Annotated in this window: 16 protein-coding genes; 1 reads left to right on the top strand and 15 read right to left on the bottom strand. The window is 38.5% G+C overall.

The annotated features are described in order from the left end of the window. Positions 1 to 168: 168 nt before the first annotated feature. From ACIFPW_RS18475 to ACIFPW_RS18465, 3 genes are all read right to left on the bottom strand, one after another. Complete coding sequence (locus tag ACIFPW_RS18475; protein WP_430246483.1) at positions 169 to 555, bottom strand: VOC family protein; 387 nt, start codon at positions 553 to 555, stop codon at positions 169 to 171. A gap of 88 nt (positions 556 to 643) precedes the next feature. After that, positions 644 to 2,866, bottom strand: a complete 2,223-nt coding sequence (locus ACIFPW_RS18470) for a DEAD/DEAH box helicase (RefSeq protein ID WP_430246481.1) — start codon at positions 2,864 to 2,866, stop codon at positions 644 to 646. A gap of 79 nt (positions 2,867 to 2,945) precedes the next feature. Next, on the bottom strand, positions 2,946 to 3,815 hold the full coding sequence (locus ACIFPW_RS18465) for a LysR substrate-binding domain-containing protein (RefSeq protein ID WP_430246479.1): 870 nt from the start codon (positions 3,813 to 3,815) through the stop codon (positions 2,946 to 2,948). A 106-nt stretch (positions 3,816 to 3,921) separates the two neighbouring features. Between ACIFPW_RS18465 and ACIFPW_RS18460 the strand changes: the two genes are divergently transcribed. After that, entirely contained in the window at positions 3,922 to 4,950 is a 1,029-nt protein-coding gene (locus tag ACIFPW_RS18460; RefSeq protein ID WP_430246477.1) for a YeiH family protein, read from the top strand. On the opposite strand, the gene ACIFPW_RS18455 is transcribed toward ACIFPW_RS18460, so the two are convergent. The 12 genes from ACIFPW_RS18455 to ACIFPW_RS18400 all read right to left on the bottom strand — a co-directional run bounded on the left by ACIFPW_RS18455 (position 4,947) and on the right by ACIFPW_RS18400 (position 15,063). Continuing rightward, positions 4,947 to 5,567 carry a hypothetical protein gene (locus ACIFPW_RS18455; RefSeq protein ID WP_430246475.1) on the bottom strand — a complete coding sequence of 207 codons (621 nt, stop codon included), beginning with the start codon at positions 5,565 to 5,567 and terminating at the stop codon, positions 4,947 to 4,949. The two genes, ACIFPW_RS18460 and ACIFPW_RS18455, sit on opposite strands and share 4 nt — an antisense overlap. A 252-nt stretch (positions 5,568 to 5,819) precedes the next feature. Beyond that, positions 5,820 to 7,244 (bottom strand): D-alanyl-D-alanine carboxypeptidase/D-alanyl-D-alanine endopeptidase, encoded by a 1,425-nt coding sequence (gene dacB, locus ACIFPW_RS18450; RefSeq protein WP_430246473.1) that lies wholly within the window; start codon positions 7,242 to 7,244, stop codon positions 5,820 to 5,822. A 146-nt stretch (positions 7,245 to 7,390) separates the two neighbouring features. Next, positions 7,391 to 7,540: a hypothetical protein gene (locus tag ACIFPW_RS18445; protein WP_430246471.1), complete on the bottom strand. Its 150-nt coding sequence runs from the start codon at positions 7,538 to 7,540 to the stop codon at positions 7,391 to 7,393. A gap of 234 nt (positions 7,541 to 7,774) precedes the next feature. Further along, the gene (locus ACIFPW_RS18440; protein WP_430246469.1) at positions 7,775 to 8,953 is read right to left on the bottom strand and encodes an acyl-CoA dehydrogenase family protein; all 1,179 of its coding nucleotides are present in this window, start codon (positions 8,951 to 8,953) and stop codon (positions 7,775 to 7,777) included. Between the two features lie 95 nt (positions 8,954 to 9,048). After that, complete coding sequence (locus ACIFPW_RS18435; RefSeq protein WP_430246467.1) at positions 9,049 to 9,795, bottom strand: pirin family protein; 747 nt, start codon at positions 9,793 to 9,795, stop codon at positions 9,049 to 9,051. Positions 9,796 to 9,858: 63 nt separating this feature from the next. Beyond that, positions 9,859 to 10,419, bottom strand: coding sequence for a hypothetical protein (locus tag ACIFPW_RS18430; RefSeq protein WP_430246465.1), 561 nt, complete (start codon positions 10,417 to 10,419; stop codon positions 9,859 to 9,861). An 81-nt stretch (positions 10,420 to 10,500) separates the two neighbouring features. Then, positions 10,501 to 11,328, bottom strand: a complete 828-nt coding sequence (locus ACIFPW_RS18425; protein WP_430246463.1) for an aldo/keto reductase — start codon at positions 11,326 to 11,328, stop codon at positions 10,501 to 10,503. Between the two features lie 136 nt (positions 11,329 to 11,464). Beyond that, the gene (locus tag ACIFPW_RS18420; RefSeq protein WP_255622435.1) at positions 11,465 to 11,599 is read right to left on the bottom strand and encodes a hypothetical protein; all 135 of its coding nucleotides are present in this window, start codon (positions 11,597 to 11,599) and stop codon (positions 11,465 to 11,467) included. 91 nt (positions 11,600 to 11,690) lie between these two features. Further along, the gene (locus tag ACIFPW_RS18415; protein ID WP_430246461.1) at positions 11,691 to 11,882 is read right to left on the bottom strand and encodes a hypothetical protein; all 192 of its coding nucleotides are present in this window, start codon (positions 11,880 to 11,882) and stop codon (positions 11,691 to 11,693) included. A gap of 80 nt (positions 11,883 to 11,962) precedes the next feature. Continuing rightward, a complete protein-coding gene (locus ACIFPW_RS18410) occupies positions 11,963 to 13,267 on the bottom strand; it encodes a lysine N(6)-hydroxylase/L-ornithine N(5)-oxygenase family protein (RefSeq protein ID WP_430246459.1) in 1,305 nt (434 codons plus the stop codon). A 147-nt stretch (positions 13,268 to 13,414) separates the two neighbouring features. Then, positions 13,415 to 13,837: a DUF4395 domain-containing protein gene (locus ACIFPW_RS18405; protein WP_430246458.1), complete on the bottom strand. Its 423-nt coding sequence runs from the start codon at positions 13,835 to 13,837 to the stop codon at positions 13,415 to 13,417. Positions 13,838 to 13,995: 158 nt separating this feature from the next. Continuing rightward, positions 13,996 to 15,063 carry a nitric oxide synthase oxygenase gene (locus ACIFPW_RS18400; protein ID WP_430246457.1) on the bottom strand — a complete coding sequence of 356 codons (1,068 nt, stop codon included), beginning with the start codon at positions 15,061 to 15,063 and terminating at the stop codon, positions 13,996 to 13,998. Positions 15,064 to 15,100: the final 37 nt, after the last annotated feature.

The raw sequence follows: 15,100 nt of genomic DNA, 5'->3' as shown, positions 1-15,100 counted from the left end.
CATAAGTTCTCTACCATCTTACAACATCACTGTTTTGATTAAGAGTTTTCTGCTCAGACAACAAAAAGCGAAGACGAGCGGTCAGAAACGAATGGATTGGAGCTCTTGAACAGAAAAAAACAGCATCCTTCTGAATGGGACGCTGGTTTTTAGTCATTTCACTCGTAGTTAATAAGTAGCAGATTCAAAGAATTCAAGCCATTCTCCATCAGGTCCTGCGAAGAACAAATATTTTGCACCGTTTGGTAATGTATTGATTTCTTCATCGATAAACGTTACACCAAGGTCATGAAGACGAGTGCGTTCTTGTTCGATATTTTCAACCGTAAAGGCAATGTGATGAACTTTTCCTTCTGCGGGTAAATCAGGATGATAACCTTCTATTAGCTCTACTAAAATTTGCCCGTTTAAACCAAGAAAGGCTAGCTTTTTATCACCATCAGGATGATCGAATTCATCAAGTAACTCTAATCCAATAATCCCTTGATAGAAACCTTTCGAAGCTTCAATATTTCTTACTTGTACCCCGACATGTTCCAGTTTTTGAATCCCCATAAGTCACCAGCTTTCTTTTCATATCGTTATTCTCTGTAACTTTATCACAGTAACGTAAACGAAGAAAAGCAAAAGGAACATTATTCTATTAATCTCGGGGAACAATTTGATTCAATATTTCTCCAGTAAAAAGTGTAGACTCAAGTCTCAAGGCAACTGCGGGTGGAAGGACATCTTTCATCCCTTCAAATGGAACACCAAGCCAAAACACATTTCGATCAAGCGCTATAAATGGGAATGCCAGACTATGGTCGACATGGTGAGCAATCGGGACTGACTGAACGATCTCTGGTGAAATAATGGACAGCTTACCTTTTGCTTTTTTTAATACGTTCACCCACTCGGCTGTTAACCTTGTTCCCTTAGGAATTGAAATAACGATTTCTTCCGAAGTTTGAATATCTTGAAAAATCATGTCAGTATTCAGTGCGTGGTGCCACTTCAATTTGGGATGCTGATTCTTTACCCACTTTCCTATATGCGTAGGAGAGATTCTCTCTTTTTTTAATAGCTGATGATCAACTAATTGTCGTAGTGTTTTTGATGGAGACATCCGTTTTTGTATATAATCAACATTGCTAATTTGTATAAATTTCCCCTTCGTTCTCGTCATCGCAACATTGATAAGTCTTTCACTATTGTGACCGCTCAATAACATGCCAGGACGTGATTCTGGTTCTCCATCTACTGTATCAAACACCATCATATCTCGCTCACTTCCTTGAAAACGATGAACCGTGGCTGAGAGAATGTCAGCCTCAACAAAAGAATGTTTTAAAAGATCATCTATTAATAAATTCATCATCTTCGCTTGAGCGCGATAAGGGGTAACATAACCAATTGATGACATCCCCGCTTGTAACGCTTCGTAAATTGCCTGAAAAGCTAGAAAAAGCTGCCATAAATTCATTCGTGACTTCGATGAATGTCCCGTCATACAAAAATAGCCAGTATGACTTGTGTCAATTAGAGCAGATGCCATACCTTCAAAAGGAGCTTGGTCTGATATCGGTGCTCTAAGTACGGCAGTTTTCGGATGATCTGTTACAAGTGAATGATAAATTTTATTGTTTGTAAAGTCTGAAATAACCGGGTGCATTCGTCTTTGTTCATTTAACAGAAAGAGTTGAGGATGAAGTTTACCGGTTTCGACAGTTTCAACAATTCCCGAACAGTGAAATACGTCTTCTCTTAACCATTTTGAAACAAGCGGGTGCCGTGCAGACGCTATAGGAGGTAGCTGTTTAAAATCGCCACATATAACAACTCGTTTTCCAAGTGAAGCAGCAAATGCTGCCTGGGGCACATAGGCCACACTCGCTTCATCGATGATCACTACATCTACCCTCTTCCGATAGATATTCTCATCAATAGCGGCTTTTGTTAGTGTTGTGCCTATAATCGTTGCTTCTTTTACAAACTGAGTTTCTTTCCGACGAATCTGCTCTAAAACATTTCCTAATTTTGATTCAAGCTTTAATAACTGATCAGAATCGCGTTTACTAAAGGAATTAGATAAGTCCTCCTTCAGTTTTTTTCGTTCATCAAGAATACTCTCTTTCTCGTTGGCAAGGTCTGGATGCTTCGTCATAAGCAATTGATCTGTAAAAAGCGGCAGATTTGATGAAACATCGCGCTGTTGTCCATACCGCACAATTTTTCCTTCTTCAAATTTCTCTCTATTATCCGCAAATGAGGCTGTTTCCCGCATTAATACATCAACAGCTTGATTACTATGAGATAAGATCAGGACGCTATTTCCTTTGAAAAAGTGATTTGCAGCGGCTCTTGCTAGATTATGAGTTTTCCCAGTCCCTGGAGGTCCCCACACGTACGTCACTGGGTTATATTTGGTTCGTAGAATCAGCTCATGAAGCCGGCTTTTGATCTTATCATCAGGATACTTCACAGAATTGGGAGGATTCATTACTCGATTAACCCTAGCTAACCTTCTTTTGCTTTTTTTTATTTCTTCAAGACGCTCATGCAGTTCATCTAGCAGTTCCCATGGGTCATGATAGAGATCTGCCTCTCCAATTCGCTCTCCAAAACCAGCTTCAAGAGCTAGAATGACATTCTTTCCTTCTGAAGACAGTACCCTGCCTTCGCGCTTAATATGTTTCATCTCAAGCCGAACCTTTGATCCAGTTGGGATTTGAATTGGGGTACGTGCATCAAAGTAATATCTAAAATCGTCACCTGAAGACAGCAGCCTTCCATTGACAACTCTAATTGGTCTGCTACCAAATTTTTTAAGGTGTGCAATTTCAGCGCGAAGCGCTAATTGCCATTCATCAATTAATTCTTTCATCTTACATCGCTTCCTTTTATCCGTTCCTTTTTCAATTCCCTAACTATATCACGCTAACGAAAAACTCTCTATATATGTGCTACGTTCTATGATGAGAATGAACATAGTCTAGAAAAACTTCAAGTACTTTTGTTTGAAAGGGAGAGCGCATCAAAATTGAAAACGTCCTTGAATAGGTGAAATTCGGTATTTCCAGAATTTGTAGTGTACCAAGTTCTAACTCTTTCCGTATTGTCCACTTCGATAAAATACTTATACCAATTCCAACTTCGACAGATTCTTTAATTAACTGCGTACTCCCAAAGGCTAGTTTTTGAGTAGGCTCTATATTGAGCTGCTTCCACATCTTCTCTGTAGCTTCTCTCGTCCCAGACCCTTCCTCCCTCACAACCCACATCTCTTGTTCAAGTGTCTTTCCACTGTTCACTTGATGATGTGTTGGTGATGCTACGATAACCATTTCATCCTCAGTGAAGCTATCCACTTGCATGTCCCTAGCAGGATAGTCACCTTCTATGATGCCAACATCAAGTTGGTGTGAGTAGACAAGATCACCAATTTCTCTTGAATTCCCAATCGTTATAGATGGTGTAATTAATGGGTATTTTTCTCTAATAGCTGCAATCACATGTGGAAGGACATATTCACCGTAGGTATAACTTGCACCAATTGTAATTTTCCCACTCGCTCGGTTTGTTAGGTCATCCAAAAGATACGTCATCTTTGAATAAAGATTTAAGAATTCTTTCGCATGGTGGTAGACAATTTCTCCTGCCTTGTTCATTTCCACAGATCGGTTGTTTCTTTCTAACAGTTTAGTACCAAGCGCCTCTTCCAGGCTTTTGATATATTGACTAACCGCGGGTTGAGTCATGTGTAACTCCTCTGCCGCTCGAGAGAAATTGCGTTTTTCTACGACTGTAACGAAAACGTGTAACTGCTGATCCACGTCATCACCCCTTACTATAAGTTAATACTTATAGTACATATTCTATTTAATTATTTCACTTATAGCAATAGCTGAAGTAGACTAAAGAAAGAGAAACGGGGGGGACATGATGATTAATACTTTAAGACAACAACAAACTATACCTGAGAACATACGATTTTTCCTCGGCATAGCATTTACCTTTTTTATTGCACTATTAGGTTATTTCCTTGCTATGGTGCCAGGCTTTAGTCTTACAGGACAACTCGCATCAGCCATTCTGATCGCAATCGTTTATCGGCAAGTAGCCGGGTATCCCGAATGGTTAAGAAGAGGAATCACTTTTTCATCTAAAAAAATACTTAGGTTCGCCATCATTTTATATGGAATTAAACTAAATGTAAGCCTGATTCTTCAAGATGGATTACCCATATTATTATTAGGCGCGCTTATCATCGTATTTTCTATCTTATCGTCTGTTTGGCTTTCTAAAGTGATGAAAGCTAATACATCCATAACCTTTTTACTTGGTGCTGGTACAGGGATTTGTGGAGCTGCAGCCATTGCAGCAATTGCGCCGATCGCGGAATCTAAAGAAGAGGATACGGCAATTGGAGTGGGGATTATCGCTCTATTTGGAACGGTATTTTCAATCGGATATACGATTCTTCGCCCATTCCTTCCATTAACTGAAAGTCAATATGGAGTATGGTCAGGTATTTCACTACATGAAGTTGCTCACGTTGCATTAGCAGCAGCGCCAGGAGGAGAAACAGCTCTTGCAATGGGGCTCCTTGCAAAGCTAGGAAGAGTCTTTCTCCTCGTACCAGTTTGTTTTCTTCTCATGTACCTAATGAAACGCAAAAACGCGGGCACAAAACAAAAAGTCTCTTTTCCATGGTTTTTAATCGGGTTTATCTTAATGAGTCTCGCAGGAACTTATCTCCTAGGACCCATTATTCCCTTTTCTGAATCTGCAACAAATGTAGTAACCGAAATAACAACGTGGTGTTTGACGGCTGCTATGGTAGGCCTAGGATTGAGTGTTAGTCTGAAGGATTTGAAAGATAAAGCACTAAAGCCAATGGCCATTATTACAATTGTATCAGTTGCTCTTTCCATTTTTACATTCTTCATCGTAAAATGGTTTTACTAGGCTTCATTTGAATGGTCATCCTCTGTGGATGACCATTTTTTACGAAGGTAATCCACGTAACGAAATACAGTTCTCACAATAAGCGCATGAAGAAGTATTCCTACAATTGTAAGTAAAATAATCACAAATTTACCTACAAAAGAAGTTGGTTCTACTGAAAATCGTCCAACAAAAATGATCGAACCTAATGACCAAACCGCTGCATCTTGAAAAGAATCCACGACAGGTTCATAGAAATAGAATGGAAATGTTGAGACGATAACAAATACAAAACTAGTTAAAAACCACGTTTGAGGAGACATACCCATCGCTTTACCTAGAATGGGATTACTAAATCGCTTGGCGATTGTTTTAATTCGCCATAGTCTATAAAGTCTCGCAAGCTTAGCTCCTTGAAAGATTGAATCTAGCGGAATTAGAGCTATTAAATCAAATGGATGCTTTTTTATATATTCCCATCGATCTTCAGATAAATAAAGAAAGACCGTATAATCAATAAAAAAGACGATCCAAGTGCCGATGAGGATCGCCTGTTGAAAGGGAGATTCATACCAAATCGTTGAAACGGATAAAATCACACATACAAATAAAAGATATTGATACAAACGCTTCAACATTTAATCCCCCTTCCCTTGCTACTCTTTCTTTATGAATATCTAACTTTGAAGTCGTCATAAACAGCTTTGATCGCTGATAGATTGGCTTGAAGTTATGACTGAATGGCTATTTTAAATTGCCTCCGTATTAGTAATGTCTACTACTATTATACCAGTCATGTAGATGACCGGCTTCACGATTCGACAATTCAATCTGTTAAATTTCTTTTTTCGATTTTCAACCCTTCAACTCTACCAACCACTAATGACCCATTACATAAAAGTAGAAGATAATACGATCATCAGTTCATCCTCTATCTTTTCCATTTCTTCTTCATCTAGAAACTTATTAATAATAATTGAAAAAATGAGCGAATTATTCGTTTTAACATATCCAGATAAAGAAGTAACACCAATTAGAGAGCCAGTTTTAGCAAAAACAACGCCTTCTGCTGATGTAGCCCTTAGACGCTCTCGCAAAGTCCCTCCCACTAGCCGATCAGGGATTCCCGCTACAGGAAGTGAGTTCATAAATGATGAGAACCAGGGTTTGCTTTGAAGTTTGAATAAAAGCAAAGATAGCTGATTCGGCTGTATCAAGTTCATTTGTGAAATACCAGAACCATCTCTTAAACACATGTTATCAGGATCTAATCCTTCTTCTCTTAAAAATGTTCTCACAACTTCAAGTCCTGCTGAAAAACTTCCTTCTCCCCTAACTTTCCTGCCCATTTCTTTTATAAGAACTTCTGCATGCCCATTATTACTTAGTTTCATAAATGGCAGTAGCAATTCAGAAAGAGGCATAGACTGTTTAGTTAAAAGCGTTTTGATTTCAGTTGACTTATTTTTTAAGGCTTCCTCACTTATGTAAATACCAAGTCCTTTTAAGGAATCTTTAAACAGATGTAGGGCGTAACTATCTGGGCTCCATAACGCAATCCACTTTTTTTCTGGTGGAGCATCCTTCGAAATGGTACCGCTGATTGTAAGCGTATTCGTACCATGCTGACGAATGATATGTAATTCCCCTTCCCCGTGAGAGGGTGAAGTCGTAAGAGCGTTATTCACTAATTGTATATCGTTCGCCGTGGGAGAAATAACTACTTTAGGTGAATCGCCTTCTTCTCCTGGTGCAACCTCAACAATAATGGTTCCTGCGTCAAAATCCGTATTAGGAGAGATAGTGAGGGCAGAGATTTGAGCACCGTAATACTCATGTTCATCACTCCAAACCATATCTTCTGATAGGTACTGCTCGTCATACCAGGAATAATCACCTATAACATCACCTTGAATACGTTCAATCCCAAGAGCTTTCAATTCTAAAGCAATTTGATCTAAATCTTCCTGTAAAACCGTTGGGTCTCCTTTCCCCTTTAGATAAAGGTTCCCCATTAAACGACCATCCTGTATTTCTCCATCTGTTTGTACCTCAGTGCTGAATCGATAGTCAGCACCAAGTTTCTCTAGAGCTGCCGCCGCTGTAATGAGCTTCATATTTGAAGCGGGCGTCATTCTTAAATCTCCAAAATGGTCGTAGAGAAGCTCTCCACTATGATTACTACGGATGCTTATCCCAGCAATCGCGCCATAAAGACGCTCATCATTTACTATGCTATGTAGAGATTGAGACAATGTCTTTCCGTTATTTATTTTACCACTTCTTTTTTTGCGATATCGACCTCCTAAAAACAAACTAGAAATTAAGGCTCCACAAGCTAGTTTTTTCTTTATACCGATCTTCTACACAACCTTTCCAATTAAAATAGAGCCGAAGCGATGAACATTTCGCACGGCTCTGATCTATGAGACTTCTTTTGTAAGAATATAATGGATAAGCATCATTTGCTTTCTTTCAACTCCTGCTGTTTGTGATTATTGATTACGTAAGATCCGTCTTCTTTAGGATTTTGTTCATCTTTAAGATCAATACCCCATGGATGCGTTAACAGCAAGCTTCCACTTAACGAAACGGTTTGACGTTCCCTCACCATACTCCCCTCCTTTCGCTTATTAATGATCTATTTCGCTATTCGAATGACTTTTTCCTTCTTTTCTGTCTAATTTAAAACTAATGACCTAGAATGCTGTATTATTTGAAGGCATTGAGGAAGAAATAGGGCTATAAAGGGTCTATTTTACTGCTTTTTATCGAAAGTTAGAACGATTTGAATTTGAGCTCGCGCCACCTGAACAATTCAGTGAGTTTAAAAAAGAACCCTCCATTAGGAAGATTCGTCGAATTTTGAAAAGGCATTGCTAGCAAGCATCGAAATCACTGCATCATCCATAGGAGGATTATGCAATCCTGCTCTTACATCCCGATAATAGCGCTGCATAGGATTATCTTTAAATAATGCTCTTGCACCTACAACTCTCATGGCCATATCGACTACATTTGCTGCACTATTGGTTGCGACGTGTTTTACAGCCGCTAACTCAGGGCCCATTTCATTCCTCTTCTCCGGATCTGAAACCCACCGTAATGCAACAGAATACATCATTTCTCTAGCTCTCATTAACTCTAATTCCATTTCCCCTATTTTCCTTTGAACTTCAGGGACTTCTTTAATAGGACCCGGCAGACTATTTGGTGAATAATGTGATGCGAAAGCAACTGCTTCATTACGAGCAGCAATCGCGACACCAAGATAGCAGGCTGGTATGTGTAAGAGCCAGGCTTTTGGCAATTCACTTTTGGCAGTATTAGGTCCTTCAATAAGGGCATCTTGCGGTAATTCAACATTTTCTAGGACAAGATCATCACTTCTCGTACCTCTCATCGACATCGTGTCCCATTTTTCTTCTATCGTAACACCAGAAGCTGTCATATCTACAAGGAAGAAGCCTTTTTCTCCTGTCTCTCCAATTTGGGATGAGACAAGTGCATATTGAAGACCTGGCGCCATTGAAGTAAATGATTTACGACCGCTTATAATCCATTTATTCTCTTTAAGTACAGCTTTCGTTTGAGGCATCCCACCACGGGTCGGACTACCAGTTGCAGGTTCAGAAGCCGCCCGGTTAAACAAAGCATTTTCTTCAACGATGAGATGCGAAAGTCTTTCAAATACTTGATCTGTCCAAATTTGTTCTTCTCTCATTTCAAGGATGATTCCAAGATGCCATCCGATTGAAAGTGCTGTAGCAGCATCACCTGTTGCAAGTCGTTCTTGAAGCATCACGTACTCATACAAATTGATGCCCTTACCTCCAAATTTTTCTTGTACAGTTAACGAAAGATATCCAGATTCTTTCAGCTCCTCAAAATTTTCAAAAGGAAAGCGCCCCTCTTGATCAATTTGGTCTGCCCTTGTTGCAAATGAATTCGCAAGATTACTTCCCAATTCAAACAACTGCTTTTGTCGATCGTTTTTAATAAAAGAGTTATAAAGATGATTCATAAACAAACGCCAGCCTTTCCGATTAATCTGTACTTACTATCGTACACTAGAAGAGGAATTAATCTCCAGTAAATCGATCGGAAAAGCACATTTTTCTATTTTCGATACAAAGGATAGGTGACAGTAGTCGGTACTTCGATCACGATAAGCCTTGTTTTTGCTTCTGCTTGAATGTTCATTTCTTCTAACTCGCTTGCTTCAATAACAAAAAATTCCTTTGCTTCATAAGAAGTCTCGTTTATCCGTCCTCTTCCTTCTAAAACTAAGATGCTTACTGAACGTCCTTTTCCAATGTGTTGTTTATAAATGAATGGATGGCTTATATGGATATCCCACATATGAACGTCTGTTTCGAGAGCAACAGGAGAGTCGTCACCAAGTATTTCCTTAACACGTACTCCATCGTGAACGTCTATCTGGAACTCTTCATGCTCAAATTGTTGGTAGGTAGGTTTCCGGCGAAGAGCTTCTCTCAAATGAGGTTCAAACCAAATTTGGAACCCTTGCATATCGGGTCCAACAAACCCCTCCTCATGGGATACACCAGAACCTGTCTGCATCACTTGTAAACCACCAGGACCTACGATACTTCTCGTACCAAGTGAATCTCCATGCTCCGCCTTCCCACTGATCACATAAGTAATAATTTCAAAACCTTGATGAGGATGAAGCGGGATGTATCCTTCATGCTCAGACTTCGCCCATGCCCAATAAAATAAAGGACCTACTCGTTTCACTTCAGAGCCTTCACCTGGAAAACCAATTGGTTTCTGTTCTGTGATTTTTCCACCGTCAAATTGGCCTACACCTTGTTGCTCTACGTTATACCGCTGAATCAACATATAGATCACCACCCTGTGTTTATCTCGAATTCGAGATAATTTTATCTTGAATCCAAATTATTGTCAACTCGTATTGTCTACTTTAAACAAGATGTCTTTGTAAGAAAACTCCGGTGTAATGATTAATGTCATTTCTTTAGCATTTCGGTCGACTGCATAAATTAAGACGATTCGAAAAGAACCTCCTCCCTTTATCCAATATTTGTTCCAGCCATCTTGATCAATAATGACAAATTCCTCTGGTTTTATGTAAGAACTGTCTACTTTTAGTTTCGAGTAATATGGCTTAAAATCAATTGCAGCATCATCGAAGTTTTTTGCGTAAATTTCAAATCCAATATATTCTTTCTCTTTTTCTAATTCAGGTAAATCTTCTTGTCCTGGAATTTGATCAACTTCATTTACTTCTAGTCTAAACATTTCCTTCCCATCCATATCTTTTTCAACATAAGGCTCGCCTAATTTGTAGCCGTTTCCATTCGAGGGTTTTTCTATCTTCTGAATTAAAGCAGACTCTGTTGTTTCTGCCTCTGGGTAATAGTTACGAATCATTGTAAACCAAACCCCTGTAAAAAAACCTACAATTAATAAGATAATCGTTGCTCCGATAATCCATTTCCCCACTCTTTACTCCCCCTTTTAATTGTAGACGAGGCCAAAAAGAAATGGTTGCATACAAAAGCCGGCACGTTGGCCGGCTTTATTTTAGAAATCAAAGTTATCAGGATCAGGTCCCATTCGTTCATTTTGATTTAGCTCATCAAGAGCTCTAATATTATCTGTTGTTAATTCGAAGTCGAAAACATCAAAATTTTGTTTAATGCGTTCTGGATTCGAAGATTTAGGAATCGTTACGACCTCATGTTCAAGATCCCAACGAATAATCACCTGAGCAGTTGATTTGCCATGCTGCTCAGCAATACCTTTAACCACCTCATGATCCAACAATTTCCCTTGAGCAAGTGGTGACCATGCTTCCATTTGAATGGCATGTTGCTTACAATAGTCTCGAAGCTCTTGTTGATTTAATAGTGGGTGAAATTCAACTTGGTTAACCATTGGCTTAATTTCTGCATCCTTCATTAGATCTTCAAGGTGATTCGGATGGAAATTACTAACGCCAATAGCGCGAATACGACCGTCTTTATAAAGCTTCTCCATAGCTCTCCACGTTTCTTTATACTTTCCTTCTACCGGCCAATGAATTAAGTAAAGATCTATCGTCTCAATACCAAGTTTTGAAATAGTTTCTTCAAAGGCTTTTATTGTCGATTCATAACCCTGATCATCATTCCATACTTTTGAAGTAATAAAGAGTTCTTCACGCGGGATGCCGTTCTGTTTAATCGCAGCACCAACGCCTTCCTCATTTTTATAAGCTGCTGCTGTGTCGATCGCTTTATACCCAGCGTCAATAGCAGCATTAACCGCGTTTTTCACTTCTTCATTGTTTTCCATTTTCCATACACCTAAGCCAAGTGTTGGCATTTTAATACCGTTGTGTAATGTAGTTGTTGTCCATTGTTTAGCCATTTAAAATCTCCTCCAATTTACTTTGTATCACAATCGAACTGTTCCCCATTTTTTTCAATCTTACACATTTTTATGTAAATGGATATGCGTGCTTAAACGAAATAAGCGAAATAAAAAAAACCATCCAAAAGGATGGCTATATTTTCGTAGGTTTTTGCTTCAATCTAGACTTCTTGTTAAATTGAGCAGTAGGAGACGTTTGAACTTTTTCCTTCTCTGCTTTAGCGTCCTGTTCGAACGCCTGCATGCCTTTTCCAAATAAAAGACTCATTGTTTTCCCTCCTTGTGTAAAGCGTTAGTTCACCATTTCCGATTTTAATTGAGCTAAAACTATAATTTACAAATTTACTCAATAAAATTTTTTATCGCTGCTCAAGAACGTTTGCAGTCTCGTTACAATGAGTCTGAACAGTCATCAACTCATCTAGAGACTGCTGAATACGATCACGATTTTGCCCTTTTTCAACTGTCGAAAGAGCATCCTCTAAGTATTTACTCGCTTCTTTTAGAGCCCTACAGCTATCTTGAACATAACCTCGTGCATTTTTCTCCATATGGCACTCCTCCTTTCCATTAGTTTCTATCAAAAGGTTATTTTCATACAAAAAACCAGCCAATTTGGCTGGTTTTCATCCTATAGTTCAAATTGTTGGAAAATATTACCTTCCAAAACTGGATATATTTCTTTCTCAGCTAGTTGATTAATAATGATTTTATTTCGATTTACAGCAAGTCCGAGATTCGTTGAGCCCACGCCATGAGTATGCTGCATGCCACTATGAACATAAATGTGAGAAGAAGCTTCACATGTTAAGTTAAGGCGATAATCTTTTGAGACATGGTATCGCCCGTTCTCATCCCAATCAATAATCTCTTCTAAATCTTGAAGGCACTTAGGAATCAACGGGCGATAACCTGTACCAGCAATAATAACTTCACTATCCAAAAGGAAATTTTCTCCTTTTTGCCATTGTCGACACTCTACTTCATACCCTGTACCCTCTTCTTTTTCTCTAACTCCATTGATTTCAGTTAATGGCATTAGCATCACATCCATATCTTTACCTCCCACGGACTGTTCATATAGAAGGTTATAAATATCGGTAATGGTATGAGGACTAATGCCTTTATACAATAACTGCTGTCCTTTAAAGATATCATCTTTTTGCTCCTGAGGTAGATCATAGAAATAATCAACATATTCAGGAGAAAAGTGCTCTAAACTTAATCTCGTTTCTTCCATTGGGAAAAATCCTTGAGACCTTGTTACCCAATTAAGGGAATACCCGTACTCTTGTCTTTCTTTTAACAACTCACGGAAAATCTCTGCAGAGCTTTGCCCGGACCCAATAACCGTGATTTTCTTAGCCTGTTTACACCGCTCTGTGTGATCTAGAAATGTGGAAGAATGAAAAACGTCTTCTTCAGGTAAATCCTGCAACGCCTTAGGTAATGACGGAATAGTCCCTACTCCAAGGATAATATTTTTAGCTACATATGTTTCTGTTTCACCAGTGGTAAGCTTTTCAACCGTAATTTCATAACGCTCGACTGGTTTACCTATTGGAACTACAGCTAATACTTTAGAGCCGAATTGACAGCTTTCCAATTGATTGGCTGCCCACTGACAATAATGATTGTACTCATTACGTGGCATTTCAAGACGCTGTAGAAAATAAAAATGATACAAACGATTATGATGTTTTAAATAATTTAAATAACTATACGGATTAGTTGGATCAGCCATTGTGACAAGATCCGCCATAAAAGGTACTTGGAGCCGCGTCCCTTCAATCAACATTCCCGGATGCCAATTAAATTGTTCTTTCTGCTCAAAGAAAAGTGTATCCATTTCTTTAATTGGATCCATCAAAGCAGCTAACCCTAAATTAAATGGTCCAATCCCAACACCAATTAAATCGTATACTTTCTGTTTCATCCAATCCTATCCTTTCTCTTCTTGCATCTATTATCTCCTTTTATTATACCAGAAATGCTATTATCTGTTTTTTCTAAAAAGCGAGAGATTAATGAGCAATTTGAACATACCATTCAAAACTAAAAAAACAGCCTAATTAGGCTGTTTTTAAGAAGAATGTTGAGAACGACGATATTGATACTGCTTCCATTGAAAGCGAACAAAGCAACCGATACAAAAACCAAGAATAGCAATTAGTGAAGCAAGTGCCACCATAGTGGCAGACGTGATCGCTAACCAGTTCACGTTAAGGTAATAGGCGATTAATGAAACAGACAACAACGTCACAGCTATTTTTTGATTGAATTGCTGTTGATCTTTATCTTCAGGAATATATTGATTAACAGGCTTCTTTAAGAAAAGTTTACCCGCCTTCATAACTGGATTAAAGTTCATAAGTAGCCCCATTATTCCAACAATGAGAGGAATAATAAGAAATAACCAGTGATTAAAAAAGACAAATGACGTAGCAAATATAAAAATAAACGATTGATTTAGTCTCACTAGAGGTCTAGGTATAGATGAAGGCAATTTAATACCAACCTTTCTTATAGGAATATATTTATATTAAAGGATACTGCTTTTTAAGACTTTTGTATAGTCTAATGCTCATAAGAAAAAACCACCGACAAGTGGTTTTTAAAGTTAGCATCAAATATCAATGCCCCATATTTACGTTCAAGACTCTTTTAGTATGGTTTGTCTTGATAAAAATAGTTAGGAGTTACAATTTTATTTTTATATGGTTTGTGAAAAATATGCGTTGTAGCAGGTGATACAGGTGGAATGAGCCAAGTCCAATTACCCGTTACTTCTCGTTCTGCTTTCGCTTCATTTTGTTCAAATTTGTGAAATTGTTTTGCAGCAGTATGATGATCAACGATACTAATGCCATCCTTTTGATAGGAATACAAAACAGCACGATTTAACTCAACTAAAGCGCGATCTTTCCAAAGAGTCGCATTCGAACGAGTATCGAGATTTAAGATTTTAGCGACTTCTGGTAGAAGGTTATATCGATTCTTATCTGCAAGGTTCCTAGCACCGATTTCTGTGCCCATATACCAGCCATTAAATAGGGCTGCATTGTAATCGATCCCTCCGATTTCTAATCGCATATCTGATATGATAGGCACACCATACCACTTAACATTTAAAGGAGAAAAATCATATTCCGGATGCTTAATTTGTACCTGAATAACTTCATTAGCAGGGATCTCGACGACGTTTGGACTTCCAGCATCTATACAAAAAACAAGCGGTAAAACGTCGTGTTGCGTCCCTTCACCTCTCCAACCCAGTTCCATTACTTTCTTAGTAAATGATATTGAATCAGGATCACCAATGATGCCATTCTCGGTTTCATACCCTGCGTAACGTATGAGTTGGTGATTCCAAATTTGCACTTTACCAGGTGCGAAAATGGTGATGGAAGGTTTAATTTTACCTCCATTAGACGCCATTCGAATATGATTTATTAATGCTTTAGATACTTCTTCTACAGTACAAGCCGATCGAGCATCTAAAACAGTCATCGTATTCCAGAAAAGGCGACCGATACACTTATTGCTATTTCTCCAAGCCATTTTTGCACCTTGAACTAGCTCTTCATATGTATGTCTATAAGATCCTGTATCGGTAATTTCTCTATTTATTTCAGTTTTTCGTTTTAATAATTCGGCTGGATCTTTGTTTAATTCATAATAAGCTTGATCGACAAAGTCATATGCACTATCTAATAAATGTTCTTTTTCCATTGTCTCAACCTCCAATAGCCTGAGACGGTTGTAACAC

Source organism: Pseudalkalibacillus sp. NRS-1564, assembly GCF_050467905.1.
Lineage (GTDB): Bacteria > Bacillota > Bacilli > Bacillales > Guptibacillaceae > Guptibacillus > Guptibacillus hwajinpoensis_B.
The sequence above is the reverse complement of the archived record's forward strand: the minus strand, read 5'-3'. Positions and strand labels throughout refer to the sequence as shown.

What these genes read in the sequence shown, in the direction of transcription:
- ACIFPW_RS18475 (WP_430246483.1), bottom strand. Translation starts at nt 555, where the DNA reads ATGGGGATTCAAAAACTGGAACATGTCGGGGTACAAGTAAGAAATATT.
- ACIFPW_RS18470 (WP_430246481.1), bottom strand. Translation starts at nt 2,866, where the DNA reads ATGAAAGAATTAATTGATGAATGGCAATTAGCGCTTCGCGCTGAAATT.
- ACIFPW_RS18460 (WP_430246477.1), top strand. Translation starts at nt 3,922, where the DNA reads ATGATGATTAATACTTTAAGACAACAACAAACTATACCTGAGAACATA.
- ACIFPW_RS18455 (WP_430246475.1), bottom strand. Translation starts at nt 5,567, where the DNA reads ATGTTGAAGCGTTTGTATCAATATCTTTTATTTGTATGTGTGATTTTA.
- ACIFPW_RS18440 (WP_430246469.1), bottom strand. Translation starts at nt 8,953, where the DNA reads ATGAATCATCTTTATAACTCTTTTATTAAAAACGATCGACAAAAGCAG.
- ACIFPW_RS18435 (WP_430246467.1), bottom strand. Translation starts at nt 9,795, where the DNA reads ATGTTGATTCAGCGGTATAACGTAGAGCAACAAGGTGTAGGCCAATTT.
- ACIFPW_RS18425 (WP_430246463.1), bottom strand. Translation starts at nt 11,328, where the DNA reads ATGGCTAAACAATGGACAACAACTACATTACACAACGGTATTAAAATG.
- ACIFPW_RS18420 (WP_255622435.1), bottom strand. Translation starts at nt 11,599, where the DNA reads ATGAGTCTTTTATTTGGAAAAGGCATGCAGGCGTTCGAACAGGACGCT.
- ACIFPW_RS18415 (WP_430246461.1), bottom strand. Translation starts at nt 11,882, where the DNA reads ATGGAGAAAAATGCACGAGGTTATGTTCAAGATAGCTGTAGGGCTCTA.
- ACIFPW_RS18410 (WP_430246459.1), bottom strand. Translation starts at nt 13,267, where the DNA reads ATGAAACAGAAAGTATACGATTTAATTGGTGTTGGGATTGGACCATTT.
- ACIFPW_RS18400 (WP_430246457.1), bottom strand. Translation starts at nt 15,063, where the DNA reads ATGGAAAAAGAACATTTATTAGATAGTGCATATGACTTTGTCGATCAA.